The 26594-nt window shown below is 73.6% G+C and carries 18 protein-coding genes, 1 tRNA gene and 1 pseudogene; 14 read left to right on the top strand and 6 right to left on the bottom strand.

Going from position 1 to position 26594, the window contains the following annotated elements; all coding sequences use genetic code 11:
• Nucleotides 1-54 precede the first annotated feature (54 nt).
• The 4 genes from AC0693_RS29095 to AC0693_RS29080 all read left to right on the top strand — a co-directional run bounded on the left by AC0693_RS29095 (nt 55) and on the right by AC0693_RS29080 (nt 7023).
• The gene (locus AC0693_RS29095) at nt 55-2955 is read left to right on the top strand and encodes a hypothetical protein (RefSeq protein ID WP_478803292.1); all 2901 of its coding nucleotides are present in this window, start codon (nt 55-57) and stop codon (nt 2953-2955) included.
• A 92-nt stretch (nt 2956-3047) separates the two neighbouring features.
• Entirely contained in the window at nt 3048-5078 is a 2031-nt protein-coding gene (locus AC0693_RS29090; protein ID WP_478803291.1) for an MFS transporter, read from the top strand.
• A gap of 203 nt (nt 5079-5281) precedes the next feature.
• Nucleotides 5282-5485, top strand: a complete 204-nt coding sequence (locus tag AC0693_RS29085; RefSeq protein WP_356411674.1) for a hypothetical protein — start codon at nt 5282-5284, stop codon at nt 5483-5485.
• 221 nt (nt 5486-5706) lie between these two features.
• Nucleotides 5707-7023 (top strand): sensor histidine kinase, encoded by a 1317-nt coding sequence (locus tag AC0693_RS29080; protein WP_478803290.1) that lies wholly within the window; start codon nt 5707-5709, stop codon nt 7021-7023.
• A gap of 68 nt (nt 7024-7091) precedes the next feature.
• On the opposite strand, the gene AC0693_RS29075 is transcribed toward AC0693_RS29080, so the two are convergent.
• Nucleotides 7092-7164 (bottom strand) — tRNA-Arg (locus tag AC0693_RS29075).
• Between the two features lie 204 nt (nt 7165-7368).
• Between AC0693_RS29075 and AC0693_RS29070 the strand changes: the two genes are divergently transcribed.
• Together AC0693_RS29070 and AC0693_RS29065 are read left to right on the top strand one after the other, a co-directional pair.
• Nucleotides 7369-7953, top strand: a complete 585-nt coding sequence (locus AC0693_RS29070; RefSeq protein WP_478803289.1) for an RNA polymerase sigma factor — start codon at nt 7369-7371, stop codon at nt 7951-7953.
• Nucleotides 7950-8993: a CU044_5270 family protein gene (locus AC0693_RS29065; RefSeq protein ID WP_478803288.1), complete on the top strand. Its 1044-nt coding sequence runs from the start codon at nt 7950-7952 to the stop codon at nt 8991-8993. The genes AC0693_RS29070 and AC0693_RS29065 overlap by 4 nt, the downstream gene beginning before the upstream one ends.
• A gap of 36 nt (nt 8994-9029) precedes the next feature.
• On the opposite strand, the gene AC0693_RS29060 is transcribed toward AC0693_RS29065, so the two are convergent.
• A complete protein-coding gene (locus AC0693_RS29060) occupies nt 9030-9797 on the bottom strand; it encodes a tyrosine-protein phosphatase (protein ID WP_478803287.1) in 768 nt (255 codons plus the stop codon).
• Nucleotides 9798-9854: 57 nt separating this feature from the next.
• Nucleotides 9855-11531, bottom strand: a complete 1677-nt coding sequence (locus tag AC0693_RS29055; RefSeq protein WP_478803286.1) for a hypothetical protein — start codon at nt 11529-11531, stop codon at nt 9855-9857.
• A gap of 251 nt (nt 11532-11782) precedes the next feature.
• On the opposite strand from AC0693_RS29055, the gene AC0693_RS29050 reads away from it, so the two are divergent.
• On the top strand, nt 11783-12934 hold the full coding sequence (locus tag AC0693_RS29050; protein WP_478803285.1) for an XdhC family protein: 1152 nt from the start codon (nt 11783-11785) through the stop codon (nt 12932-12934).
• A gap of 44 nt (nt 12935-12978) precedes the next feature.
• Here the strand turns inward: AC0693_RS29050 and AC0693_RS29045 are convergent.
• Together AC0693_RS29045 and AC0693_RS29040 are read right to left on the bottom strand one after the other, a co-directional pair.
• Nucleotides 12979-13602 (bottom strand): annotated as a pseudogene (locus AC0693_RS29045) (serine hydrolase domain-containing protein); the annotation flags it as partial.
• 225 nt (nt 13603-13827) lie between these two features.
• On the bottom strand, nt 13828-15105 hold the full coding sequence (locus tag AC0693_RS29040) for a M6 family metalloprotease domain-containing protein (RefSeq protein WP_478803343.1): 1278 nt from the start codon (nt 15103-15105) through the stop codon (nt 13828-13830).
• 330 nt (nt 15106-15435) lie between these two features.
• Here AC0693_RS29040 and AC0693_RS29035 point away from each other — a divergent pair, with 330 nt between their 5' ends.
• The 3 genes from AC0693_RS29035 to AC0693_RS29025 all read left to right on the top strand — a co-directional run bounded on the left by AC0693_RS29035 (nt 15436) and on the right by AC0693_RS29025 (nt 19325).
• The gene (locus AC0693_RS29035; protein ID WP_478803342.1) at nt 15436-16140 is read left to right on the top strand and encodes a TetR/AcrR family transcriptional regulator; all 705 of its coding nucleotides are present in this window, start codon (nt 15436-15438) and stop codon (nt 16138-16140) included.
• A gap of 110 nt (nt 16141-16250) precedes the next feature.
• Entirely contained in the window at nt 16251-17783 is a 1533-nt protein-coding gene (locus AC0693_RS29030) for an MFS transporter (protein WP_478803284.1), read from the top strand.
• 546 nt (nt 17784-18329) lie between these two features.
• Nucleotides 18330-19325 carry a sigma-70 family RNA polymerase sigma factor gene (locus tag AC0693_RS29025; RefSeq protein ID WP_469334248.1) on the top strand — a complete coding sequence of 332 codons (996 nt, stop codon included), beginning with the start codon at nt 18330-18332 and terminating at the stop codon, nt 19323-19325.
• 275 nt (nt 19326-19600) lie between these two features.
• On the opposite strand, the gene AC0693_RS29020 is transcribed toward AC0693_RS29025, so the two are convergent.
• The gene (locus AC0693_RS29020) at nt 19601-20632 is read right to left on the bottom strand and encodes a helix-turn-helix transcriptional regulator (protein WP_478803283.1); all 1032 of its coding nucleotides are present in this window, start codon (nt 20630-20632) and stop codon (nt 19601-19603) included.
• 63 nt (nt 20633-20695) lie between these two features.
• Here AC0693_RS29020 and AC0693_RS29015 point away from each other — a divergent pair, with 63 nt between their 5' ends.
• From AC0693_RS29015 to AC0693_RS29000, 4 genes are all read left to right on the top strand, one after another.
• Nucleotides 20696-22300: an MFS transporter gene (locus AC0693_RS29015; protein WP_478743149.1), complete on the top strand. Its 1605-nt coding sequence runs from the start codon at nt 20696-20698 to the stop codon at nt 22298-22300.
• A gap of 133 nt (nt 22301-22433) precedes the next feature.
• Nucleotides 22434-23195, top strand: a complete 762-nt coding sequence (locus AC0693_RS29010; RefSeq protein WP_478743151.1) for a DeoR/GlpR family DNA-binding transcription regulator — start codon at nt 22434-22436, stop codon at nt 23193-23195.
• Nucleotides 23192-24169 carry a 1-phosphofructokinase gene (pfkB, locus tag AC0693_RS29005; RefSeq protein WP_478803282.1) on the top strand — a complete coding sequence of 326 codons (978 nt, stop codon included), beginning with the start codon at nt 23192-23194 and terminating at the stop codon, nt 24167-24169. Before AC0693_RS29010 ends, pfkB begins: the two co-directional genes overlap by 4 nt.
• Nucleotides 24166-26592: a PTS fructose transporter subunit IIABC gene (locus AC0693_RS29000; protein ID WP_478803281.1), complete on the top strand. Its 2427-nt coding sequence runs from the start codon at nt 24166-24168 to the stop codon at nt 26590-26592. Before pfkB ends, AC0693_RS29000 begins: the two co-directional genes overlap by 4 nt.
• Nucleotides 26593-26594: the final 2 nt, after the last annotated feature.

Below are 26594 nucleotides of genomic sequence, written 5' to 3'. Positions count from 1 at the left end.
GACGGTTCGGACAGCGGTCCGGGCAGCGGCCGGACGTCGATCGAGGAGGAACTGGTGGCGGGCGAGTCCCCCGACAAGTCGGTACAGCAAGGCGCGGGTGCGCCGGGGGCGGCGGAATCCGACCCTCGCCTGTCGGTGTTCCGCCCCCGGGACCCGGAGCCCGCCCCCGAGCCCCGGGACGACCCGGAGGCCGGGAGCGACTCCGAGCCCGGGGACGACCCCCTGCGGGCCGCGGTCGCGGCCTGGGTGGCGTCGGCGGACGAGGCGGATCCGGATGCGGGTCCGGGTGCGGAACCGGAACCGGATGCGGAGTCGGATCCGGAACCGGGGGCGGATGTGGCGTCCGGGTCGGCTCCCGAGCGTGCCGAGGGGTCGGCGGCCGAGGCTGCCCCCGAGCGTGCCGCCGGACCGGGCGGCGAGCCCGAGGCCACCTCCGGGGCGGCCGCCGAAACGGCTCCGGAAGCGGCAGCCGAGGCTGTTCCCGAGCCGGTTGCCGAGCCTGCCCCCGGGTCGGCCGGTGGGCCGACGCGCGAGCGTGACGGCGGGGCGGAGGGCGCCCGTACGGACGTCCGCGCGCCCCGGACCTCGACCGCTGACCGGGATTCCGCTTCGGCGGCACCGGTGGCGCCGGCGGGTGCGGACGTGGCCCGTGAGGCCTCGGCCAAGCCGTCCCCGACCCCGCGCGCGGATGCCGACGTAAACGGTCCCGAATCGTCAGATTCCGAGCGCACATCGGTGTTCCGCACCGTTCCCAAGGACTCCGCCGAGGTCGCGGACTCCGCTCCGGCGGAGGAGAAGGCCACGGCCTTCGAGGCTTTCCGCCGCAACGCCGGCTCGCCGAAGAAGGATTCCGCTTCGGGCCAGGACCCCCGCTCGGCGGCCCCGGCGGACAACGACCGCACGGCGGTCTTCCGCGCGGTGCGTCCAGACGCCGAGGACGCTGACGCGCGTCCCGCGGGGGCCAAGGACGCTGCTCCCGAAGCCAAGGCCCCGGCCAAGGCCCCGGCCGACAGCGAGCGCACGGCGGTCTTCCGCGCGGTGCGTCCGGACGCGGCCCCGGCCGACACCAAGGACGCCGCTCCCGAACCCGAAGCCAAGGCCAAGGCCCCGGCCGACAGCGAGCGCACGGCGGTCTTCCGCGCTGTCCGCCCGGACGCGGCCCCCGCGGGGGCCAAGGACGCCGCTGCCGAATCCGACGCCAAGGCCCCGGCCAAGGCCCCGGCCGACAGCGAGCGCACGGCCGTCTTCCGCGCCGTCCGCCCGGACGCCGCCCCGGCCGACAGCAAGCGCCCCGCCCCCGCCGACCCCACCGGCTCCGCCCCCGAGGAAGCCACCGGCCGCGGCACCGGCCAGGGCACGGGCACGGCCGCCCGCCAGGACCCCGGCACCCGCCAGACCCCCGGCAAGCCGGCCGACCCCGCTCCCGGCCAGGGCGCGGGCACAGGCACGGCCGCCCGCCAGGGCGCTGGTACGCGCGCCGACAAGTCCACCACCCGGCCGCGCGAAGGGGCGGCCGAGCGGGCCAGTACCTTCGTGCCGCTGCGCGGCGAGGGCGCACCCGCCCCGGCGGAGCCCAAGCCCACCCCGTCCCCGGCGTCGAAGACGTCCCCGCCCCCGCCCCCCGTCACCCACACCGGCTCCGAGCGGACCACGCAGCAGCCCCTGCCGCCCCGGCCCCCGCTCGACATGCTCGCCGAGCTGACCAACAACCCGCCCCCGCCGCCGAGCCCGATCCGCACCACCGTGCGCCGGGTGAAGATCTACGCCCCGCTGCTCGCGCTGCTGGCGGTCGTCCTCGGCATCGTCCAACTGGTCCGCCCGCTGCCCGCGCCGACGCTGGCCATGACGGCGAAGCACTCGTACGCCTTCGCGGGCGACAAGCCCGACCTGCCCTGGCCCGACGGCGGCCAGGCGTACATGGCCGCGGCGGGCCTCGGCACGCTCGGTTCGTCCGGCGAGATGAAGCCCGTACCGATCGCGAGCGTCACCAAGTCGATGACGGCGTACATCATCCTGCGCGACCACCCCTTCAAGAAGGGGGAAAAGGGCCAGATGATCGACATCGACAAGACCACCGAGACCGAGGGCAAGAAGAACAACTCCACGGACAACGAGTCCACCCTCGACACGGTCCTGGAGGGCCAGAAGATCTCGGAGTACGACGCGATCGCGGCCCTCATGATCCCCTCGGCCAACAACATCGCCCGGCTCCTCGCCCGCTGGGACTCCGGCAGCCAGGAGGCGTTCGTCGCGAAGATGAACGCCACCGCCAAGGAGCTCGGCATGGCCAACACGACGTACACGGACCCCTCGGGTCTGGACGCCACGACGGTCAGCACCGCCGAGGACCAGGTCAAGCTGGGTCTGCGGCTGGTGGAGATGGACGCGCTCCTCGACATCACGCGCAAGCCCAGCTGGGTCGACCCGTCCGGCAAGACGTGGCCGAACTGGAACCGGCTGGTCCCCTTCAACGACTCGCTCGGCATCAAGACCGGTACGACGACGAAGGCGGGCGGAAACCTGCTCTTCGCCGCGCAGAAGAAGGTCGGCGACACCAACCAGCTGATCGTCGGCGCCGTCCTCGGCCAGCACAAGCCGCCGATCATCGACACGGTGATCGCGGCGAGCAAGCAGCTGCTGGTCGCGACGCAGAAGTCGCTCCAGGGCGCGACGGTCGTGAAGAAGGGCGATGTGGTCGGGTACGTCGACGACGGACTCGGCGGCCACACCCCGGTCGTCGCCACCGCCGACGTCCAGGCCGTCGGGTGGTCGGGTCTCACGGTCACCGTCAAGCTGAGTGACGGCGGTACGAAGATCCCGGGGACGGCGAAGGCCGGTACCCAGGTCGGAGTGCTGACCGTCGGCGAGGGCGCGAGCCAGGTGAAGGTGCCGGTGGCGCTCCAGCGCGAGCTGGCCGCGCCGGGCATCGGCAGCAAGCTGACGCGCGTCGGCTGACAGCAGGCGCGGGACGGGCACACGGCGCTCCGGGCAACCCCGGGGCGCCGGGTCGCGTCTTGGCACAGGACGGACGTGTGGGGAGTGCGGCAGTGACCACCGCTGAGCGGGGCCGGAAAGAAACGCAGGGCCGGGAGCACGGCCGGGACGCCGGCGACGCCGCGGGTGGCGCCGCGGGTGGCGCCGCGAGCGGCGCCGGGGGTGCTGCGAGCGGCGCCGGGGGTGCCGCCGGGGAAACCGGCATACCGACCGGCGGCGCGGACCCTGACGCCGCTCGGGGCCGGGGCGCGGCCCCGGCCCCGGAGCCGAGCCCCGCGTCCGGCCGCCCGGGACGGCGGCGCACCCTGCGGCTCCGCTGCCGGGACGCGCTCGCCTTCGGCCACCGTCACCCGATCGGCGTGACGACCGCCCTCGCGGCCCTCCTCCACGTCGCCTGGTTCTTCAGCTTCGCGAACAGCGGCGGCGACCTGGCCGCCCAGGACGCCTGGGCCGAGTTCGTCGGCCGTCACCCGGATTCCGCGTACAACCTCGCCTGGTACGGCGGCATGCACCCGGTGTCCTACAGCGTCGTCTCGCCGTACCTCATGCACGTCCTCGGCGTCCGCACGACGATGATGATCGCCGGAACCGTCTCCGCCGCCCTGCTCGCGCTGGTCCTGACCCGCTGCCGGGGCTCCGTGGCGCACCCGCTGTGGCCCGCCCTCGCGGGCGTGTACGGGCTCTTCTGCAACGCGGTGTCCGGCCGGGTGACCTTCGGCCTCGGGGTGATGTTCGCGCTGGGCGCGGTCGCCGCGGCCTTCTGCTGGCCCCGCAAGTGGGCCGAGCGGCGCTGGGCCAAGGCAGCGGTCGCCGCCGTGCTGGCCGCGCTCGCGACCGCCTCCAGCCCGGTGGCCGGGCTCTTCCTCGGGGTGATCGCGGCCGCCCTGTTCCTGAGCGGCCGACGCCCGGGCGCGTACGCCATCGGGCTGCCCCCGGTGGCCGTGGTCGGGCTGTCGGCGTGGCTGTTCCCCTTCTCCGGGACCCAGCCGATGGGGGTGGGGTCGGCCTGGCTGCCGTTCGTGTTCGGCGTGCTGATCGCGGTCCTCGTACCGAAGCGGTGGAAGACGGTCCGGATCGCCGCGGCCGTCTACGCCTGCGGCGTCTTCCTGACCTGGGCGATCGATTCGCAGATCGGCTCGAACGTCACCCGCCTCGCGATGCTCTTCGCCGGCGCCGTCCTGGTCGCGGCCCTCCCGCACGCCCTCCCGCGTTCGCGCCGCCGCTACGCGCTGGTGCTGGCCGTCGTCGGCGTGACCGCCTGGATCACCACGAACAGCGTGCAGGACATCGTCCGCACCACCCCCCTGGCCTCCTGGAACCGCGAGCTGGCCCCGCTGATCGACCAGCTGCAGAAGGCGGGCGCCGACCGCGGCCGGGTGGAGGTGGTCCCGGCCAGCAGCCACCGCGAATCCTCGGCGATCCCCTCGTACGTGAACCTGGCCCGCGGCTGGAACCGGCAGGCCGACCTGGAGCGCAACCCCGTCTTCTACGACGACACGCTCACCGCCGAGACCTACCGGAGCTGGCTGGAGCGCTGGGCCGTGCACTACGTGGTGCTGCCCGCCGACAAACCCGACAAGGGGGGCGAGGCCGAGGCGAAACTCGTGCGGGACGGGCTGCCGTACCTCCAGCAGGTGTGGGGCGACGCGAACTGGCAGCTGTTCAAGGTCGACCGGCCGACCGCGCTGGTCTCCGGCCCGGCGACGGTGGTCCGCGCGGGCGCGGACCAGCTGGTGGTCGACGTACGGCAGCCCGGCCGCGTGCTGGTGCGGATCCCGCACTCGCCGTGGCTGGGCCTGGTCGACGCGGCGGGCAAGCCGGTGGAGCCGCCGCAGGAGACGGAGGCCTCGAAGGCCCGCGGCGCGGCGGCTCCCAAGGGCGCCGCGAAGGTGCCGAAGGAGTACGCGAACACGGTCGGCTGCCTGTTCAAGGCGGAGCCGGACGCGTCGGGCGACGTATGGACCGAGCTGCTGGCCCCGGCGCCCGGGGAGTACCGGGTGGCGGCGAAGTACCAGCTGCCGCGGGGGACGCCCTGCCCGGAGGAACTGGTCCGCGCGGCGGTGGGGACGCCGGAGCTTCCGTAGGTGCCGTCCGCCGAGGCGAGGGCCGGTCCGCCGGGATGAAGTCCGGTCCGTCGGGATCGGTCCCGTCCGCTGGGGTGCGTTCATCCTCATATCTGCATACGATCCCCATAGGTCCGATTCAGGTCCGGTCCTCCAGGTGGTGGAGGGGCGGGCCGATGGGCCGAAGAGCCGAATGGATGCTTCCCGAGGGAGTTGACGGCGGGATGAGCGAAGAGCAGAAGCAGGACTTCCGTACGGCGGTCGCCAAGGCGCTGGAGATGCCGCAGGCCCCCAAGGGGCCGGGCCACGGCTACGAAGGCGAACTGCGGAGCAAGGTGAAGGGCGGAGCGCACACGAAGGCGGCCCTGAAGCGGGCCGGCACCCCACAGGGCGACCGCATCGGAGAGCGCAGCAGGGGCCTCAGCTGAGGGGTCCGGGGACCTGACCACCCTGGTGGACGAGAGCGCGCGGCTCGCGCTCGGAAGCCCTTCCGGCACAGGTGCCGGGAGGGCTTCTTCACGCCTTCGCGCGCGGGTGTCCGGCCAACTGTTACGTGGCCGAGGGCCGGCCAGAACATGACCCTCGTAACCTTTCAGGTGTCACGGGGGCACCGCCCCCGTCCGCCCCCGCTCTGCCCCGGAGTCGCGCCATGACCGGCACCCCCACCGCGTCGCCGGACACCCCGGGCGCCCCGCGTACCTCGGGCAGCCGTCTGCGGCTGCGGCTCCCGGTGTGGACGGCGACGCTCACCTGGAAAGCGGCGGTCTTCATCACCTGCATGTGCTGCGGGCTCGCCGCGCTCCTCGGCGGCCTCGTGCACAGCGCCATGACCGACCAGACCATCGGCACCGCCCGCGAGAAGGCCCTCGACCGCCTCGACCGGATCACCGAGGCGTACGAGACCGGCACGCGCACCCCGCGCGGCGAGGGCGTCGACCCCACGGCCCTGCCCGCCGAGCTGCGCGCTTACGCGGCGGACGGGCGGCGCGGCACCCTCGTCGGCGAACTCCGCAACAAGCCGGTCATGTGGGCGGCCGGCCCCGCCGACCGCGGCGGCGTGATCGCCGCCGCGGTCGACTACAGCGCCAGTGAGCAGACCATCGTCGATCTCGACCGCGCCATCCTCGGCTCCTCGGTCCTCGCCATCGGCGGCACCCTGCTCATGGGCGCCCTCGGCGTCACCCGCATCACCCGCCGGCTCCACCAGACCGCCCAGGTCGCCCGCCGGATCAGCGCGGGCGATCTCGACGCGCGCGTCGAGGACTCGGCGCGGACCCGGGACGAGGTCGCGGCCGTCTCGGGCGCCCTCGACATCATGGCGGCGTCCCTCCAGCGCAAACTGGAAGCGGAACGCCGCTTCACCGCCGATGTCGCCCACGAACTGCGCACCCCGCTGACCGGCCTCAACGCCGCCGCCGAACTCCTCCCGCCGGGCCGCCCCGCCGAACTCGTACGGGACCGGGTGCAGGCCATGCGCGCGCTGACGGAGGACCTGCTGGAGATATCCCGGCTGGACACCCGCAGCGAGCGCCCGGAGCTGGACGCGTACGACCTCGCCGAGCTGGCGGCCCGTACGATCCGCGCCTCGGGCACGGACACCCGCCTGCGCGTCCTGTCCGCCCACCTGGTGGAGACCGACCGCCGCCGCGTCGAGCGCATCCTGGGCAACCTGATCGCGAACGCCCACAAACACGGGGCGGCCCCGGTCACGGTCACGGTGGACGGCGCCACGCTGACGGTGACGGACGAGGGCCCGGGCTACCCCGAGTACCTGCTGACGAGCGGACCGCAGCGGTTCCGCACGGAGGGCATGAACAAGGGCCACGGCCTGGGCCTGACCATCGCCGCGGGTCAGGCCCGCGCCCTGTCCGCCACCCTGACCTTCACGAACCGCCCCGAGGGCGGCGCCGAAGCCCGCGTCACCCTCACCCCACCCACACCCCCAACTCCGGCCCCACCCCCCTGAACCGCCCCGGCGGCCGCCCCACGCGAAGACCCCCCGACCGCGAACGGTCGGGGGGTCTTCCTCATACGTGCCCTCGGCAGGATTCGAACCTGCGACACCGGCTTTAGGAGAGCCGTGCTCTATCCCCTGAGCTACGAAGGCGAACGAAGGCGGGCAGCCCAGGGACAGGGTAGCGGATCGGCGGGGCGCTCCGCCGGGGCAATGGCGGGCGGCCGGACCGCACCACGAGCGGTACGCGTCCGGACCCACCGTCCTTGCGGCGGCGCCCCCTTCCCCCGCATCCTTCCCCCGCCGACGTGAGGTGGAGCACATGCAACGGGGCGGGCCGTGCGGACACTACTCAGCGTGGACCCCCAACTGTTCGCGGACCTGTACGCGGCCCACGCCCGGGCGGTGTACGCGCACGCCGTGCGCATGACCGCAGACGTGGCGGGCGCCGAGGACATCGTCTCCCTCACCTTCCTCGAAGCGTGGCGGCTGCGCGAGACGCTCGACGACGTCGGCAGCCCGCGGGCGTGGCTCTTCGGCGTCGCGACGAACGTCATGCGCAACAGCCGGAGGGCGGCGCGCCGTCACCGCCGCGCCATGGACCGCCTTCCGCCGCCGGACCTCGTGCCCGACCCGGCGGAGGGGGTCGTGTCCCGGCTCACCGACACGGCCCGGGCGGCGGCCGCCCTCGCGGCCCTGAAACGGCTCAGGAGCGCGGACCGGGAGATCCTCCTGCTGTGCGTGTGGTCCGGGCTCAGCCAGGAGGAGGTGGCGCGGGTGTGCGGGGTGCCGGTGGGGACCGTGCGCTCCCGGCTCTCGCGCGCGCGGGCCCGGCTGCGCAAGCTCGCGGCGGATCCGCCGCAGGAGCCGCCGGCCTCGCGACGCACCGGCACCACCGGGGCACCGGGTCCCGAAACTGTGTCAGGGAGGGGGAACCTGTGAACGCCACCGATGACCCGAGAGGCGGTCCGGACGAGTCCCTGGACGTGCTCCGGCGCTTGCCCGGCATCGCGGATGAGGACCTGCCGTTCCACGGGCACCACCGGATCGGGGAGCACCTGATGCGGGAGACGGGGGAGACGGGGGCGATGGGGGCGATGGGGGCGGCTGCGGAGGAGGCCCGCTCCGACCGGGCGCGGTACCGCCGTCGGCTGGTCCTGGCCGCCGCCGCGGGCGCCGCGGCATGCGCGGCGATGGCGGCCGTCACCCTCGGCGTGAGCGGGCCCGGCGAGCACCCCGCCGCGGTACGGACCGAACCGGCGGCCGTGCGCTTGCTGGACCGCGCGGCGCTGGCGGCGCAGGCGGCCCCCGCTCCGACCGTGCGCGACGGGCAGTTCCTCTACACGAGGACGGTCGGACACTCCACGTCCCTGTCCGAGACGGCGAACGGCGGGATGGCAGCCGCCCCCACCGACGAATCGGCGGAGCGCTGGGTACCCGTGGACGGAGCGGGCGGCACGCTCACGCGCACCGCCCGGGGCACCTCGACGGACCCGGCGGCAGGTGCGGTCAAGGCGAACATCAACCACCCCACCTACCGCTTCCTGGAGAGCCTCCCGACCGACCCCGACCGGCTGTTGGAGCTGATCTACGCCGACGCCCGACGGAACCACGGCGAAGGCTCCGGCTCGACCACCGGCCCCGACCAGGAAGCCTTCGTCGCCATCGGCGACCTGCTGCGGACGGTCGAGGCCCCGCCCGGGCTGAGCGCCGCCCTCTACCGCGCCGCCGCCCGCATCCCGGGCGTCGTGCTCGTTCCCGAGTCGACGGACGCGCTCGGCCGTACGGGCGTCGCGGTCGCCCGTGTGCACAATGCCGAGCGGACCGAGTGGATCTTCGACCCGGCGACCACGCGCCTCCTGGGCGAGCGCACGGTCCTCCTCAAGGACGGCCCGTGGGGAAGGACCGGAACACCGGTGACCTCCGTGGCCATCGCCGCCCGCGGCATCGCGGACGAGCCGGGCCAGGTGCCGGAGCGGTAGCGCTCCGGCATGGGGCCCTGGGATCCGCGCCCCGGGTTACGGGGTCAGCAGGCGGGTGCGCAGGGTGGTGGCGGTGGTTTCGGTGATGCCCACGCGGTCGGTGAGGTAGGCCCGGACCGAGCCGTGGCGGGTGGTCAGGTCCGCGAGGACCAGTTCCATGATCTTGGCGGGGGCCCGGCCGTAGGAGGGCCAGTTCAGGGTGCGGTCCGGGTGGGCGGCGCGCCAGTCCGCGGCGAGGCGGTCGGTGGCGAGCTCCGTGAGGGCGAAGTCGGCGAGGATCTGCTCCTCGCCGACGCCGAGCAGGGTGAGGACGAGGGCGGCGATGAGGCCCGTACGGTCCTTGCCGGAGGTGCAGTGGAACACGGTGGGGCCGGGGTCTTCGGCGATCAGCTCGATCGCCTGCCGGATCTCGGCGGCGCCGTCCTCGGCGACCTCGGCGAACCGGTCGGCGAGGTAGCGCCACGGGTCGAGGGCGGGGTCGATCTCCGCCTGGTCGTAGGGGCGGTGCTCGATGCTGAAGTTGGCGTAGGTGAAGCGCCCGGCCTCCGGCACACGGCCCTTGGCGTCGATCTCCCAGGGGTAGCGCAGGTCGATGACGGTGCGGATGCCGAGGTCCAGGAACCGCTTCCAGTCGTCCCCGGCGAGCTTTCCGAGCGAATCGGCGCGGTAGAGCCGCCCCCAGGCGACGACGCGCCCGTCCGCGGCACGGTAGCCGCCCAGGTCACGGAAGTTGTGCAGCCGCTCGAACGCGATGTGACGCCCTGCGCTGGGCGCTGCGTGACGCGCTTCCTGGTCCATTTCCATGCCCGTCCCCCTGTGTGCGGAGCATCCCGCTCGTTGATCAACAATCAACTGCGCACGCTACCGCAGGGGTTGCGGGGCAGGGCGGGCGCGCGGCCGATCGGACCCGTCGATCGGGAGCAGGGTGAGGGGTGACTCCGCGCCGCCGAGGCGGAGGGTGAACTCGCCCTCGGGGGTACGACCTTGCGTGACCAGGGCCAGGAGTGCGGAGGCGGCCGCCGCGGGGTCCGGCCCGCGGGCGGCGTAGCAGCGGCCGTCGCGCAGGCACAGGAGGGCGTCCTCCGTGACGACCAGCGCGCAGGCCGGGTGGCGGGCGAACAGTTCGGCGGGGGTGGAACCGCGGGCCAGCAGGATCTCGGCGAGGTCGCGCCGGCGCGGGTCGGTCTCGGCCTCGTCCGCCACCAGGTGCGCGCCCTCGCCCAGGTGCGCGTCGATGCGCCCCTGCACCTCGGCGGGGTAGCGCCGTACGGTCACCAGCGCGCCGGAGCGGGTGTCCTCGAGGCGGGCGTCGACGTACCGGGCCGCGCGCAGCGGCGAGCGCGCGGCGGGCGGGAGCACGGGCAGCGGCACCGGGCGCGGCGGGCAGGGCGCGGCCGGTTCGGCGAGGCCCAGGTGCTCGTAGCAGAGGCCGCGCAGGAGGCCCAGGGCCTCGCCGGGGCGTGACGTGACCCGTGCGGCGGCGTCGGGGAGGCGTACGGCGCGCTCCAGTTGGGGACCCAGCGGGCGGTCGCCGCAGACCCGGGGCAGGGTCCGGCCCAGCCAGGCCATGGGTGAGCCGGGCGCGACGGCGTCCTCGTCGAAGGCGGCCAGCAGGCCGGGCAGGCCGAGGGCGGCCGCGTAGAGGGAGAGGCTCCCGTGATCGCCGACGTAGGCGTCGGCGGCGCAGAGCGCGGCCTTCCACGTGGGCCCGGCGGGGTGGGGCAGGATCAGCCCGGCGCGCAGGGCCGCGCCGAGCCAGTTGCGGATCTGGTGGCCGCCGTGTTCGTACCAGGCATTGGGATGGATCGCGGCGAGCACCCGGTATTCGTCCTGGGGCAATTCGGCGAGCGCGCGTTCGGCCAGCCCGAAGGAGAAGCCGAGGAGGGAATGCGGCCCCCAGGTGGAGGTGACCAGCAGGAGTTTCTGCTCCGGCCGGATGCCGAGGACCGATCGGTATTCCCGGCGGAACGGGAGCGAGGCCCGGAGTTCGTCGACGACCGGGTCGCCGATAACGCGGGCGCGGGGAAGGGCTTCGGGGCAGCCGTGGCGCAGGCGGGCCAGCTGTTCATCGTGGGAGAGCGCGATGGCGGAGGGGATGGGGAGGCCGTCGTGCAGGAGCCATTCGGCCGAGAGGCCGAAGGCCTCGGAGCGGGTGCGGGGGCCGCTTCCGGGGGTGGGCGCGGGTCCGCTCCCGGCGCCCTCGACGCCTGCTCCCGCTCCCGGATCCTTGCTGAGTTTCTTGTTGTACCCGGCGCCGTGGGCGCAGCCGATGAGCGGGGCGGTGATTTCTTCCAGCGGGCCGCCCCGGCTGGTGCTCATCGCCAACTGGAATTCCGCACCCCGGTCCCGAGCCTGCTCCCACGGCAGGAAACTCAGTTCGTGGTCGGCGATGAACTCGGCGATCCCGTTGCCGAAGGCCGATGACCCGGTGCAGGTGAACACCACCGCCACGCGCGGGTCCCCCTCGAACACCGCGAGGAGATCCAGCAGCCGGGTCGCGGAGGTGACGTTGTGGATGACGCCGAGCACCTTGCGCACGGCGGGCACCGTCTCCCACGCCCGCGCGGACCGCACGGACGGCCGCTGATCCCCCTGCACCCGCATCACTCGCCTTCGTGTTCCCCCGTCGGTGCGCTCAGCTTACGGAGCCGGGCCGTTCGGCTTCCGCGCGCTGCGGATCGTCGACGTCGTGAAGTCGTGCGCGGTGTGGGCTCGTTGCTCGCGGAACCGGGTGGGCTGGGGGAGGGTGGGGGCGGGAGTGTCCCTCTGTCGTAGACCGGAGACCGTGCATGCTGGACATCGCCGAAGAACTGCACCGGTGGGTCGGGCAGGGGCGGGATTTCGCCGTCGCCACCGTCGTGGCGGTCGGGGGGAGTGCGCCGCGGCAGCCGGGGGCGGCGCTCGCCGTCGACGGTGCGGGGGCCGCGATCGGTTCCGTATCCGGTGGGTGCGTGGAGGGTGCGGTGTACGAGCTGTGCCGGCAGGCGCTGGAGGACGGGGAGACCGTTCTGGAGCGCTTCGGGTACAGCGACGACGATGCCTTCGCGGTGGGTCTGACCTGCGGTGGGGTCATTGATGTCCTGGTCACCCCCGTTCTGGTGGGCAGTCCCGCCCGGGCGGTTTTCGAGGCCGCATTGGCCGGCGCTGCCCGGGGTGAGGCGGCTGCGGTCGCCCGGGTCGCCGAGGGGCCGGCCGAGCTGATGGGGCGCGCGCTGCTGGTGCGCGCGGACGGTGCGTACGAGGGCACGCTCAAGGGCCGTCCCGAGCTGGACCGCACGGTCGCCGAGGAGGCTCGCGCCATGCTGGACGCGGGGCGGACCGGGACGCTGGAGGTGGGCGCCGACGGTGGGCTGTGCGGGCGTCCGGTCACCGTGCTGGTGGAGTCGAGCGTGCCGGCGCCGCGGATGATCGTGTTCGGGGCGATCGATTTCGCCTCGGCTCTGGTGCGGGTGGGGAAGTTCCTCGGCTACCACGTGACGGTGTGTGACGCGCGGCCGGTGTTCGCCACGCGGAACCGTTTCCCCGAGGCCGACGAGATCGTGGTGGACTGGCCGCACCGGTATCTGGCGTCCACGGGTGTGGACGCCCGTACGGTGCTGTGCGTGCTGACGCACGATGCGAAGTTCGACGTACCGCTGCTGGAACTGGCGCTGCGGCTGCCCGTGGCCTATGTGGGTGCGATGGGTTCGCGGCGTACGCACGAGGACCGCAACGCGCGGCTGCGGGAGGTGGGTGTGACCGAGCGGGAGCTGGCTCGGCTGCGTTCGCCCATCGGTCTGGATCTGGGGGCGCGTTCCCCGGAGGAGACCGCGCTGTCCATCGCGGCGGAGATCGTCGCCAGTCGGCGCGGCGGCAGCGGACGCGCCCTCACCGGCGCCCACACACCGATCCACCACGACGGCCCCGCGCCCGTGGTCGGCCGGATAGGCGCCGTCGCCTGACGCGCCGGGGCCATGCTCGCCCCGCCTCGTGACGGCCCGCGCCCTCAGCCGCTCTTCGGTACGGACGGCGGGTGGCCCGGGTACACGTGCGCTGGGGTGGCGATGGCGGTCAGCGCCTCGCCGAAGAAGGCGGTCGGCTCCTTTCCCGCGTGCGGGACGTCGGTGTTGAGGAGGACGACCAGGGTGGCCCCGGCCTGCGGAAGGTGGACCGTCAGGCTTTCGTACCCCGGGATCGAGCCGTTGTGCCCGATCCAGCCCTGGACGTCGAAGATGCCCAGCCCGTAGCCCGCGCCGGGGATGCCGGTCGGGGTGGTCTTCAGGCGCTCGGCCTGGGTCGCGGGCGTCAGCAGGGCGCCGGTGGCGAGGGTGCGGGCCCAGCTGCGCAGGTCCCGCAGATCGGAGATCATCGTGCCCGCGGCCCAGCTCCACGACGGGTTCCGGCCGGTGGCGTCCACGACCCCTTCGGTCTTGCCCGCCGGGGTGGATTGCTCGGTGTAACCGTGCGCGTGGGGGTCGGGGAACTCGGCGCCGGTCGGGAAGAGCGTGCGGTGGAGCCCGGCCGGGGCCAGTACGTCATTGGCGATGACGTCGTGCAGCGGCCGCCCGGTGATCTTCTCCACCACCAGGCCGAGCAGGATCAGGTTGGTGTTGGAGTACGCGAACCGCGCTGCACGGCCTCCTGTCGGCCGACGGCCAGGGCGACATCATCCGCGCGAGCCCACGTCATCACGTCATCACGTCATCCGCGGCATCACGGCATCAGCGGCATCCCAGTATGTCCGCATCATCAGCGTAGGTCCGCGCCCAGCCGGTCGCGCGACGGACGTACGCGCCCCGCCCCGCCGGTCGCGCGGCGGGGACGCACGCGCCTACGGCCGCGGGGACGCACGCGCCTACGGCCGCGTGATGCGCACCTGGTAGCCGCCGGTGCGCAGCTCGCCGACCACCGAAATGCTGATGCCCGCCGCCTCGTCGGTGAAGGTCTCGCCCGGCTTGTACGGCGCGTCCGAGAGTTCGCCGTGCACGTTGGAGCGCCGGGTGCAGCCGCCGCTCGCGGCCTCGCTGTCGGCGACGGTGACCGGGCCGCGGCCGGTGTCCACCTCGGAGTCCACCTTGTAGATGAGGACCCCCGGCTTGCAGACGGCCTCGTCGTTCCCGGCCTGGGTGCGCACCTCGACGGCGTAGCCCGCGCTCTCGGAGGTCGGCACGAAGGCCAATTTGGTGCCGCCCTCGACGGCGAGCGGGGTCAGGACGTGGTCGCTCGTGCCGGACTTGGCGGCGCAGCTGATCTGGTTCGCGTCCAGCCAGCCGAGCTTCCACTTGTGCCAGCCCAGCAGGTCGTTCCCGGCGCCCCAGTCCTCGCTCATGATGTCCCAGTGGCCGACCGCGCCGCCGCCGTCCTGGGTGTAGAGGTCGGGGAGCCCGAAGACGTGGCCGTTCTCGTGCGGCAGCACCCGGTAGCCCGTCTCGCGGTAGGAGCCGGAGCCGTCGTCCTGGCGGCTGTAGACGAAGGACGTGTTCGCGAGCGGCACGCCGTCCGCCATCGGCGCCTCGCCGTTGCCGGAGAAGGTCACCGAGAGCACGGTGTCGAGGGCGGAGGGGCCGGCGTTCGGCGTGACCAGGACGTTGATCAGGTCGTACCGGCTGAAGTCCACCTTGGGGTCGGCGGCGCGGGCTATGTGCTCGACGAGCTGGCGGTAGCCGGGCTCGTAGGCGGAGCCGCGTTCGATGCCGTACGCCGCGAACGGCATCGGCATCCGCAGCCAGCCGCGTATCGGAGCCTCGGGCTTGTAGCTGAGCCGCCCGTACGAGCTGGTGCGGAACCAGTCGGAGGTCTGCGGGAAGAACTCGGCCAGCCGGTCGAGGGCCGAGCCCTCGCCCTTGGCGTCCGGGAAGTCGATCATCAGGTTCAGTGCCCGGACCTCCCCGGTCGAGCGGGAGTACCCGGGCGCCGTCGGCAGGCCCTCGGACATCTGCACGCCCATGGCTCCGGAGATCCGGCAGGGCGCGAGGGCCGATTCGTTCGACGCGGCCGACGGACCGGCGGCGGTGTGCGCCCGGCCGGATATACCGACGCTCGCGGTCGCCGAGATGCCTATGGCGACGACGGTGAGGCCGATGTAGGCGCTCGCGCGACGGGGTGTGCGTATCCGGTGGCGGGTCTGCGGCATGGACAGCGCCTTCGGCTCCGCGGCAGCCGGCCGGGTCCGGTCTGCGCTCTGTTCGCTCACCCTCCGACGGGTACGACGCGCCCGCCCGCCGGGAGCGGCCATCCGGGCACGGAGCACCGAAGGGGGTGTGTCTCAGGTCACACGGGAGGGTGAAATAAGCGGGGACCGAATCCCCGTTTGCACGGGGGTGGACGTAAGCGGGGACTGGCTCCCCGGTTACGACGCAGCATCGGACCTACGACGTCAGGGAGGCCAGGAGTGAAGCGTTCGTCGACTGCCCCGTCCGCGGAGCCGGCGGCTCCGGCCGCCCTGCCGGACCTGTCGCGGGCCCTGGCGCCCGCGCGGTGCGCCGCGTCCGCCACCGGCGAGCGGGTGCCGCGGCCGCGCGCCGACGCCGTGCGCAACCGGGAGCGGATCCTGCTGGCCGCCCGTGAGATGTTCGTCGAGTTCGGGGCGCAGGCCCCGCTGGACGAGATCGCGCGGCGCGCGGGCATCGGCAACGCCACCCTCTACCGGCACTTCCCCGAGCGGTCGGACCTCGTCCACCAGGTCGTGCTCTTCGTCATGGACCGGGTCGCCGCCCATGCCGAGGACTCGCTGGCCGCGACGCGCACCGGTGGCACCACCGAAGTCGCCGAAGTCGCCGAAGCCATCGACGCCTTCGAAGCGCTCTGCCGCTTCACGCACGCCGCCGCCGACGAGCGGATCGGCGCCCTCTGCCCCATGCTCGGCGGGGACTTCGACCGCGAGGACCCCGAACTCCTGGCCGCGCGCGACGTCCTGGAGTCGGCCGTCCAGCAACTCCTGGCGGTGGGGCAGCGCACCGGGCTGGTGCGCACCGACATCGCCGTCGGCGATCTCATGGTCGCGCTCTCGCAGCTCAGCCGCCCGCTGCCCGGCATCGTCTGCCTGGACGCGGACCGCTTCGCGCACCGGCACCTCCAGCTCTTCCTGGACGGGCTGCGCGCTCCGGGCCGATCCGAGCTGCCGGGTTCCCCCGCCACGCTCGAAGACCTGAGGCGGAAGACCATGTGACGCCCGGGCCGCGCCGGTTCAGCGTCGGGCTCGCCGCCCGGAACGCCATCTTTTCTTTTCGAGTCATTCCGCACCTTTAAGTCATTCCGCACCGTGAAGTGGGTACCTCCATGTCCAAAACAGCCGCGAGCCTGCCGCAGGCCGACCCCAGTCGCTGGCGGGCGCTGGTCTTCATAGCCCTGGCGCAGCTGATGGTCGTCCTCGACGCGACCATCGTGAACATCGCCCTGCCGTCCGCCCAGCAGGACCTCGGGATCTCCGACGGCAACCGCCAGTGGGTCATCACCGCCTACGCCCTCGCCTTCGGCGGTCTCCTCCTCTTCGGCGGCCGCATCGCCGACCTGTGGGGCCGCAAGAACGCCTTCGTCGTCGGCCTCATCGGCTTCGCCCTGGCCTCCGCGCTGGGCGGCGCCGCGAACGGCGAAGCGATGATGCTGGGCGCCCGCGCCCTCCAGGGCGCCTTCGGCGCGCTCCTCGCGCCCGCCGCGCTCTCCCTCCTCGCGGTGATGTTCACCGACGCCAAGGAGCGGGCCAAGGCCTTCGGCATCTACGGTGCGATCGCGGGCGGCGGCGGCGCCGTCGGCCTGATCCTCGGCGGATTCCTCACCGAATACCTGAACTGGCGCTGGACCTTCTTCGTCAACATCCCCTTCGCGATCATCGCGGCCGTCGGCGCCTGGCTGGTCATCCGTGAGCCCGCGGGCACGCGCAACCGGTCCGCCCTCGACATCCCCGGCGTGGTCCTCTCCACCCTCGGTCTCGTCTCCCTCGTGTACGGGTTCACCCGCGCCGAGGCGAACGGCTGGACCGACCCGCTCACCGTGGGCCTCTTCGTCGGCTCCGTCGTCCTGCTCGGCGCCTTCGTCCTCGTCGAGTCCAAGGTGAAGTCCCCGCTGCTGCCGCTGCGCGTCCTGATGGACCGCAACCGCGGCGGTGTGTACCTCTCGCTGGGCCTGGCCGTCATCGCGATGTTCGGCCTGTTCCTCTTCCTGACCTACTACCTCCAGGTCGTGAAGGGCTTCTCGCCGGTCAAGACCGGCTTCGCCTTCCTGCCGATGATCGTGGGCATGATCACGGGTTCCACCCAGATCGGCGCCCGGCTGATGACCCGCGTCCCGCCGCGGCTGCTGATGGGCCCCGGCTTCCTGGTCGCCGCCTCCGGCATGCTGCTGCTGACGCAGCTGGAAGTGGACTCGTCCTACCCCGCGCTCATCCTTCCGGCGCAGTTGCTGCTGGGCCTCGGCATGGGCTCCGCGTTCATGCCGGCGATGTCGCTGGCGACGTACCGGGTGAACCCGGCCGACGCCGGCGTGGCCTCCGCGATGGTCAACACCTCGCAGCAGGTCGGCGGTGCGATCGGTACCGCGCTGCTGAACACGATCGCCGCCTCCGCCACCACGGCGTACCTGACCGCGCACGCCGCCGAAGCGGCCGGTGGCGGCGCGGCCGCCAAGCTGGTGCAGGCCCGCGCCATGGTCGAGGGCTACTCCTCGGCGATCTGGTGGGCGGTCGGCATCCTCGTCGCCAGTTCGCTCATCGCGCTGACCCTGATCAACACGGGCCGTCCCGACACCGGGGCCGCGGCCGCCGGTGAGGGCGCGGATGCCGAGGCCGAGGCCCGGATCCCGGTCATCGCCCACTGACCCGGGGACCCGCCGCCGCGCGGGGCACGACCGCGGAATGACCGAAGGCCCCCGCCCCGTTCACCAGAACGGGGCGGGGGCCTCCGTCGTCTTCGGGCGCGTATCCGGCAATCCGGTCATCCGCGCAGGCAACCAGATGCGGTGCCGGGCCGTCTTCAGGGCAGAAGGGCTACGGACGCACGGGCCGGGGGTACGCCGACACGTGCGCCGGGCGGTACGCCGACACGTGTGCCGGGGGTACGCCGACACGTGTGACGGCTGTCTCACCCGGCGTGGGGCGGGCCGTCCCGGCGGAAGGCGGCGGGGTGCGGGGCAGGCTCCCGTCCCCGGCCTGACCTGCACCTCCGCGGGATCCGACGCCGCCGCGCACTGCCCTGCGCGCGTTCGTGGCGGGGCAGGATACTGCAAGATCTCGAAAAAAGGACGCGCCACGGGAATTCTGTCCCGATTCCAGTCGTTGTTTCCTTCGGATGCGGGCACTCGGGAGAGTGTCCGGCCCAGTAGGAGCCGCAGTACCGCGACCGAACTCATCGCAAGGGAGCACGCATGGCAACCCGCGCCGTCGCCCGTCGTCAGTCCTCCAGTTCCGGCAGCGCGCGCGCCGTGGGCGGGGAGATCGCCGATCGCGACCTGGTCGGCATGTACCTGGACGAGATCGCGCGCACCCCGCTGCTCGACGCGGCGAAAGAAGTCGAGCTGTCCCAGATCATCGAGGCGGGCGTGTACGCCCAGCAGATCCTCGACGGCCGGATAGAGAGGGAGGCGGACGGGCTCCGTCCGCTCCCCACCCCGCAGGAGCTGGAGGCGCTCGCCGCCGAGGGCGAGCGGGCCAAGGAAGTCTTCATCCGCTCCAACCTGCGCCTGGTCGTCGCGGTGGCGCGGCGCTATCCGCGCAGCGGCCTGCCCCTGCTGGACCTGATCCAGGAGGGCAACGCGGGGCTGGTGCGCGCGGTCGAGAAGTTCGACTACGCGAAGGGCTTCAAGTTCTCCACGTACGCCACGTGGTGGATCCGCCAGGCCGTCACCCGCTCCATCGCCGACCAGTCCCGCACGATCCGCCTGCCCGTGCACCTCGTCGAGGAGCTGGGCCGCATCCGCCGGGTGCAGCGCGAGTTCAACCGGGAGAACGGCCGGGACCCGGAGCACGCCGAGATCGCCGCCGAGCTGGACACGACCGAGAAGCGCGTCGGCGACGTCCTGGACTGGGCGCGCGACCCGGTCAGCCTGAACATGGCGGTCGACGACGAGGGCGACACCCAGTTCGGGGACCTGCTGGAGGACACCTCCGCCGTCTCGCCGGAGCAGTCGGTCATGTCGCTGCTGCGGAGCGAGGAGCTGGAGGAGCTGATCGCCAAGCTCGACCAGCGCACCGCGTCGATCATCAAGATGCGGTACGGGATCGACGACGGCCGGGAGCGGACGCTGACGGAGGTCGGCAAGCGGCACGGGCTGACGCGCGAGCGGATCCGGCAGATCGAGAAGCACGGGCTGCTGGAGCTGAAGCGGATGGCCCGCGACACGGGCTTCGACGCGGTGGCCTAACCCCGGCCCCCTTCCCCCATACCGCCCCGGCGCCTACCCCCCCAAGGTGCCGGGGCTTCCCCGTCCCCCCCGCACGCCTTTTGCCTCCGGCGTGCCCTCAATCGCCGGGCGGGCTGGAGGTGGCCCTCGGGCTGGATGTGGGCCCTCGGTCCCGGGGCACCCCAGCCTCGCCGGGACCACCCCCAGCCCCGCCGGCGTTTGAGGCGCGGGTCCGGGCGGAGCCCGGGATGTCGGCCGTCAGGCCGTCCTGGGCCGCTGCTGCCTCCGGCGGGCCCTCAAACGCCGGGCGGGCTAGAGGTGGCCGGCGGGCCGGGAGCGTCCGGCAGGCCGGCGGCGTCCGGCGGGCCAGGGGTCCCCGACCCCGCCGACAGCAGCCGCGCCCCCAGCGACCGCGCCGTTTCCGCCAGGGCCGGCGGGGACACGACCGTGAACGGGAGGCCCGTCAGGGCGAGTCGGGCCGCCAGCCATTCCGGTGCGTCGCCACAGGCGAACCGGACGCGGCACCCGCCGACCCCGTCGGCCTCGGCCTCGGCCGCGCCCACCCACGCCGGTACCGCCTCCGGCGAAACCGCGAAGCGCAGCTCCACGTCGTACGTCTGCGCGGGCCCGCCCCGCAGCCCCCGCTCCACGAACGCCACCGCGTCCATCGGCAGCTCCCGCGGAGCGAACCGGGCCCCCGTCGCGAACGGCTCGCTCACCCGGTCCACCCGGAAGGTCCGCCAGTCGTCCCGGTCCAGGTCGAAGGCAACCAGGTACCACCGCCACCCGGTGCTGACCAGCCGGTTCGGCTCCACCAGCCGCCGCGTACCGGCCCCGTCCCGCGCCCGGTAGGCGAACCGCAGCCGCTCCCGCCCCGCCGTCGCCGACGCGATCGCCGTCAGCGTCCGCGGGTCGATGCTGGCACCGTCCCCCCGCGTCAGCGCGACCGTGGCGGACTGCAGCGTGCCCACCCGGTGCCGCAGCCGCGAGGGCAGCACCTGCTCCAGCTTGGCCAGCGCCCGTACGGACGCCTCCTCGACCCCGTCGATCGCGTGCCCGGCCCCGGCCCGCAGCCCGACCGCGATGGCCACCGCCTCCTCGTCGTCCAGGACCAGCGGCGGCATCGCCGCCCCCGCCACCAGCCGGTACCCGCCCTCCGCGCCCAGCGTGGCCTCGACCGGGTACCCCAGGTCCCGCAGCCGGTCGATGTCGCGCCGGATGGTCCGCGCACTGACGCCGAGCCGGCCCGCCAGCTCGCTGCCCGGCCATTCGCGGGGCGTCTGGAGGAGGGACAGCAGGGTCAGCAGCCGTGCCGGGGTGTCGGTCATGGCGTCCACACTGCCAGGGAAATAGGACACCACCTGACCTACATGCCGTCTAGGTTTCTCCTCATGAGCACGGAGACCTCCAAGACATCGCCCGAGAACGAGACCGGGCCCGAACCAGCGGCAGCGCCCCCGACGGCGCCGGTAGCCGAGGAATGGGGCGAGACCCCACTGGACGCCAAGGCCGACCGCCGCCGCTGGCTGGCGCTCGCCATCGTCATGACCGCGGCCTTCATGGACCTGGTCGACGTCACGATCGTCAACATCGCGATACCCAGCATGCGGGGCGACCTGCACGCCTCGACCAGCGCCATCCAGTGGATCACCGCGGGCTACGCGCTCGCCTTCGCCGCCGGCCTGATCACCGGTGGCCGCCTCGGTGACATCTACGGCCGCAAGCGCCTCTTCCTCCTCGGCATCGCCGGCTTCACCGCCGCCTCGCTGCTGTGCGGGATCGCCGCCAACCCGGCCATGCTCGTCTCGTCGCGGCTGCTCCAGGGCGCGATGGCCGCCATGATGGTCCCGCAGGTGCTGGCCATCATCCACGTCACCTTCCCGCCGCACGAGCGCGGCAAGGTCTTCGGCATGTTCGGCGCGATCGTCGGCCTCGGCGCCGTCTCCGGTCCCATGCTCGGCGCGCTGCTCACCGAGTGGAACCTCTTCGGCCTCGAATGGCGGCCGATCTTCCTGATCAACCTGCCGGTCGGCATCGCGGGCGTGCTCCTCGGCCGCAAGTTCATCACCGAGTCCAAGGCGCCCAACGCCCTGCGCCTCGACCTGGTCGGCGTCCTCATCGCCACCGCCGGCATGGTCATGCTGATCTACCCCCTCACCCAGGGCCGCGAGAACGACTGGCCGCTGTGGGGCTTCCTGTGCATGGGCGCGGTCCCGTTCCTGATCGCCGGGTTCATCGCGTACGAGAAGTACAAGATCCGCAAGGACGGTTCGCCGCTCGTCGAGCTGTCCCTGTTCAAGGTCAAGAGCTTCGCGGCCGGCATCGCCGTCCAGCTCACCTTCGGCGTCGCCACCGGCATCTTCTTCCTCGTCTGGACGCTGTACATGCAGATGGGCCTCGGCTGGAGCGCGCTGCGCGCGGGCACCACCGGCATCCCCTTCTCGATCGCCGTCTCGGCCGCCGCGGGCCTCTCCGTGCAGAAGCTGGTGCCGCGCTTCGGCCGCAAGGTGCTCCAGGCGGGCGCCCTGACCATGGCCGCGGGCCTGCTCCTCTACATCTGGGAGTCGCAGCACTACGGCATGGGCATCGCCTCCTGGCAGATGGCCGCCCCGCTGGTGGTGATGGGCGTCGGCATGGGCCTGATCGTGGCGCCGCTGACCGACTCGGTCCTCTCCGAGGTGCCGCGCGAGCACGCCGGCTCCGCTTCCGGCCTGATCAACAGCACGGGCCAGATGGGCAACGCGCTCGGCCTCGGCCTCACCTCGGTCGTCTACTTCGGCGTGATCGAGAACGACACGGTCTTCGGGCCGCCGTACGTCGAGGCCTTCCGCAGCGCGCTGTGGTGGGTGGTCGCCGTCCTCGTCGTGATCTTCGCGGTGATGTTCGCGCTGCCGCGCAAGCAGGCCGCCGTCCCCCACGAGGACGGCGCCGCCGGTGCCGTCGTGAGCGCCGACGGCGACGAAGAAGTCACCCTGGAGAAGGTCCCGGTCGCGTAGCTCGTCCGGACCGCGTCCACGGGCATGTCCGCCTTTGTTGGCGGGCGTGCCCGTTTTTCTTTGTTTGCGGGCCGATCGGGCGTACTCTCGAAGAGAACCCACCGAGTCGGGCATCGAACGGACGTAAACCCACATGTACGCACCGGAGCGCCAACAGGAGATCCTCCGCATGGCCCGCGAGGCCGGGCGGGTCGACGTCCTCTCCCTCGCCGAGCAGTTCCAGGTCACCGCCGAGACCGTACGCCGCGACCTCACCGCCCTGGACCGGGCCGGGCTCGTCCGCCGCGTCCACGGCGGGGCCATCCCGGCCGGGCGCCTCGACTTCGAGCCCGACCTGACCGAGCGCGAGGCCACCGCCGCCGACGAGAAGGACCGCATCGCGGCCGCCGCCCTCGCCGAGCTGCCCGACGGCGGCAGCGTGATCCTGGATGCGGGCAGTACGGTCGCCCGGCTCGCGGCGGCCGTTCCGGTCGACACCGCCCTCACCGTGGTCACGCACGCGCTGCCCGTCGCCGCCCGGCTCGCCGACCACACCGGCATCGACCTGCACCTCGTCGGCGGCCGGGTCCGCCACCGCACGCGCGCCGCCGTCGACGCCTGGGCGCTGCGCGCGTACGCCGAGATCCGCGCCGACGTCCTCTTCCTCGCGACGAACGGCTTCACCGCCGAGGGCGGGCTCACCACCCCCGACCTCGCCGAAGCCGCCGTCAAGCGCGCCGCGGTCGCGGCGGCCCGCCGCGTCGTCGTCCTGGCCGACTCCTCGAAGTCCGGACAGGAGCAGTTCGCGCGCTTCGCCTCCTTCGCCGAGGTCGACCTGCTCATCACGGACCGGGGCCTGGCCCCGGCACACAAGGCGGCGATCGAGTCCGCCGGTACGGAAGTCGTGCTCGTATGATCCTCACCGTCACCCCGAACCCCTCCCTCGACCGGACGTACGAGGTCCCCGCGCTGGACCGCGGCGGAGTGCTCCGCGCCACCGCCGAGCGGGTCGACCCCGGCGGCAAGGGGGTCAACGTCTCCCGGGCCGTCGCCGCCGCGGGCGTCCGTACGACCGCGGTCCTCCCGCTGGGCGGCGCCCCCGGCACCCTCATCGCCGAACTCCTCGGCGCCCAGGGCGTGGACGTCACCGCGGTCTCGATCACCGGCCAGACCCGCTCCAACATCGCCATCGCCGAACCCGACGGCACCCTCACGAAGATCAACGCGGCCGGTCCCGAACTCAGCGCAACCGAATCGCTCCTGCTCCTGGAGACCGTCCGCGGCTGCTCCGGCGGCGCCGACTGGATCGCCTGCTGCGGCAGCCTCCCGCGGGGCCTCGCGCCCGAGTGGTACGCCGAACTGGTCGCCCGCGCCCATGCGGCGGGCGCCCGGATCGCCCTCGACACCTCCGGCCCGGCCCTGACGGCCGCGCTGGCGGCCCGCCCGGACGTGATCAAGCCCAACGCGGACGAACTCGCGGCGGCCGTCGGCCGCCCGCTGGCCACCCTGGGCGATGCGGTCAAGGCCGCCGAGGAGCTGCGGAGCCTGGGCGCCCGGGCGGTACTGGCCTCCCTCGGCGCGGACGGCCAGCTCCTGGTCGGCCCCGAGGGCACCTACCACGGCACGGCGAGCGTCTCGGCGGTACGCAGCGACGTGGGCGCCGGTGACGCCTCCCTGGCCGGGTTCCTGATCGCCGGGGGCACCGGGTCCGTGGCCCTCGCCTCGGCCCTGGCCCACGGCGCGGCCGCCGTCCAGCTTCCCGGCAGCGCCATGCCGACCCCCGCGGACCTGCGGCCGGACGCGGTGCGCGTCACCCGGGACGTCCCGCTGGACCTGGCCCTGGGCCTCCCCCTGGATCTGCCCCCGTCCGAACGGAGCGACGAGCGATGAGCGAACCGACCACGATGATCACCGCGGAGCTGGTCGATCTCGACCTCGCCGCCGACTCCAAAGAGGCGGCCGTCCGGTCGCTGGCCCGGCGGATGCTCGCGCTCGGGCGGGTCACGGACCTGGAGGGGTTTCTCGCGGACGTGGCGGCGCGGGAGGCGCAGATGCCGACCGGGCTGGAGGGCGGGATCGGCATCCCGCACTGCCGCAGTGCGCACGTGTCCGCCCCGACCCTCGCCTTCGGCCGGGCCCCGGCCGGGGTGGACTTCGGTGCGCCGGACGGGCCGGCGGACCTGATCTTCCTGATCGCCGCCCCCGCCGGGGCGGACGACGCGCACCTGACGATCCTGTCCTCGCTGGCGCGCCGCCTGATGCGCCCCGACTTCGTCGCGTCCCTCCGCACGGCCGCCTCCGCCCCCGAAGCGGCCCTGCTGATCGCCCCCGCCCCCGCCACCGATGCGACGCCCGTCGTCCCGGGCTCCGCCCGGACCCGCGCCTCAAACGCCGGCGAGGCTGAAAATGCCCCCGAGCCCGGGCCGGGCCGGCCCCTCCCCGAGGCTGCGGTGGCCCAGCCCCTCCCCGAGGCTGCGGTGGCCCAGCCCCACCTGGAGGCTGAGGCAGTGGCCCAGCCACATCCAGCCCGCCCGGCGTTTGAGGGCCCGCCGGAGGCAGCGCCAGCCGCCGCCGACGCGACGCCCGTCGTCCCGGGCTCCGCCCGGACCCGCGCCTCAAACGCCGGCGAGGCTGAAAATGCCCCCGAGCCCGGGCCGGCCCGGCCCCTCCCCGAGGCTGCGGTGGCCCGGCCCCTCCCCGAGGCTGCGGTGGCCCAGCCCCACCTGGAGGCTGAGGCAGTGGCCCAGCCACATTCAGCCCGCCCGGCGTTTGAGGGCCCGCCGGAGGCGGCGGCGACCGGGGGCGGCGTGACGGCCGACGCCCCCGGGTTCAGGGTCGTGGCCGTTACTTCGTGTCCCACCGGGATCGCCCATACCTATATGGCCGCGGAAGCCCTGCAGCGGGCTGCCACCGCCGCGGGGATCGAGATCGCGGTCGAGACGCAGGGCTCGGCGGGGTTCACCCCGCTGGATCCCGCCGTCGTCGCGGCCGCCGACGCGGTCGTGTTCGCCCACGACGTGCCCGTCCGCGACCGCACCCGCTTCACGGGCAAGCCCACCGTCGACGTCGGCGTGAAGGCCGGCATCAACCGCCCGGCCGAACTCCTCGCGGAGGCCCGCGAGAAGGCCGTCCGCGGCGAGACGGGCACCGCACCGACCCCCGTGGAGCAGCAGCCGGCCGCCGAAGGTGAGGGCTACGGATCCAAGCTCCGCACCTGGCTCATGTCCGGCGTCAGCTACATGGTCCCCTTCGTCGCCGCGGGCGGCCTCCTCATCGCCCTCGCCTTCGCCATCGGCGGCTACGGCATCAACGAGGCCCCCTCCGTCGCCGACCACTTCGTCTGGACCGAGTCCGCCAGCTGGGCGGCCCTCCTCTTCCAGACCGGCGGTCTCGCCTTCGGCTTCCTCGTGCCCGTGCTCGCCGGCTACATCGCCTACGGCATGGCCGACCGCCCCGGCCTGGTCCCCGGTTTCGTCGGCGGCGCCGTCGCCCTCACCATCGACGCCGGCTTCCTCGGCGGGCTGATCGCCGGCCTGATAGCCGGTGGCACGGTCCTCGCCGTCCAGCGGGTGAAGGTCCCGGCCGCACTGCGCGGGATCATGCCGGTGGTCGTGCTGCCGCTCCTCGGCTCGGCCGTCACGGCCTTCCTGATGTTTCTCGTCGTCGGCAAGCCGGTCGCCTCGCTCCAACGGGCCTTGACCGACTGGCTGTCCGGCCTCTCCGGCGCCAATGCGGTCATCCTCGGGATCGTCCTCGGCATGATGATGTGCTTCGACCTCGGCGGCCCGCTCAACAAGGTCGCGTACGCCTTCGCCATCGGAGGTCTCGCCACGCCCAACGAGGGCAGCCTCAAGGTCATGGCCGCCGTGATGGCCGCGGGCATGGTGCCGCCGCTCGCCATGGCACTGGCCACCACCGTGCGCGGCCGGCTCTTCTCCACGACGGAGCGGGAGAACGGCAAGGCGGCCTGGTTCCTGGGCGCGTCGTTCATCAGCGAGGGCGCCATCCCCTTCGCCGCGGCCGACCCGCTGCGGGTGATCCCGGCCTCCATGGTGGGCGGCGCGGTCACCGGCGCCCTCTCGATGGCCTTCGAGTGCACCCTGCGCGCCCCGCACGGCGGCATCTTCGTCATCCCGCTGATCGGCAACCCGCTGCTCTACCTGATCGCGATCGCCGCCGGTACGGGCGTCACGGCGGGCCTGGTCATCCTCCTCAAGGGCATCCGCCGGGCGGACGGCGGGGCCACCGCGCAGACCCCGGCGCAGGCTCCCGCGGAGGCAGCCGCCGAGACGAAGGCCCCGGTCACCGCCTGAAC

This window comes from Streptomyces sp. NPDC043876 (assembly GCF_056435825.1).
The sequence above is the reverse complement of the archived record's forward strand: the minus strand, read 5'-3'. Positions and strand labels throughout refer to the sequence as shown.

Coding starts and splice junctions, on each gene's coding strand:
- pfkB (WP_478803282.1), top strand. CDS start 23,192: ATGATCCTCACCGTCACCCCGAACCCCTCCCTCGACCGGACGTACGAG.
- AC0693_RS29085 (WP_356411674.1), top strand. CDS start 5,282: ATGAGCGAAGAGCAGAAGCAGGACTTCCGTACGGCGGTCGCCAAGGCG.
- AC0693_RS29010 (WP_478743151.1), top strand. CDS start 22,434: ATGTACGCACCGGAGCGCCAACAGGAGATCCTCCGCATGGCCCGCGAG.
- AC0693_RS29020 (WP_478803283.1), bottom strand. CDS start 20,632: ATGACCGACACCCCGGCACGGCTGCTGACCCTGCTGTCCCTCCTCCAG.
- AC0693_RS29015 (WP_478743149.1), top strand. CDS start 20,696: ATGAGCACGGAGACCTCCAAGACATCGCCCGAGAACGAGACCGGGCCC.
- AC0693_RS29060 (WP_478803287.1), bottom strand. CDS start 9,797: ATGGAAATGGACCAGGAAGCGCGTCACGCAGCGCCCAGCGCAGGGCGT.
- AC0693_RS29025 (WP_469334248.1), top strand. CDS start 18,330: ATGGCAACCCGCGCCGTCGCCCGTCGTCAGTCCTCCAGTTCCGGCAGC.
- AC0693_RS29030 (WP_478803284.1), top strand. CDS start 16,251: ATGTCCAAAACAGCCGCGAGCCTGCCGCAGGCCGACCCCAGTCGCTGG.
- AC0693_RS29000 (WP_478803281.1), top strand. CDS start 24,166: ATGAGCGAACCGACCACGATGATCACCGCGGAGCTGGTCGATCTCGAC.
- AC0693_RS29040 (WP_478803343.1), bottom strand. CDS start 15,105: ATGCCGCAGACCCGCCACCGGATACGCACACCCCGTCGCGCGAGCGCC.
- AC0693_RS29050 (WP_478803285.1), top strand. CDS start 11,783: ATGCTGGACATCGCCGAAGAACTGCACCGGTGGGTCGGGCAGGGGCGG.
- AC0693_RS29080 (WP_478803290.1), top strand. CDS start 5,707: ATGACCGGCACCCCCACCGCGTCGCCGGACACCCCGGGCGCCCCGCGT.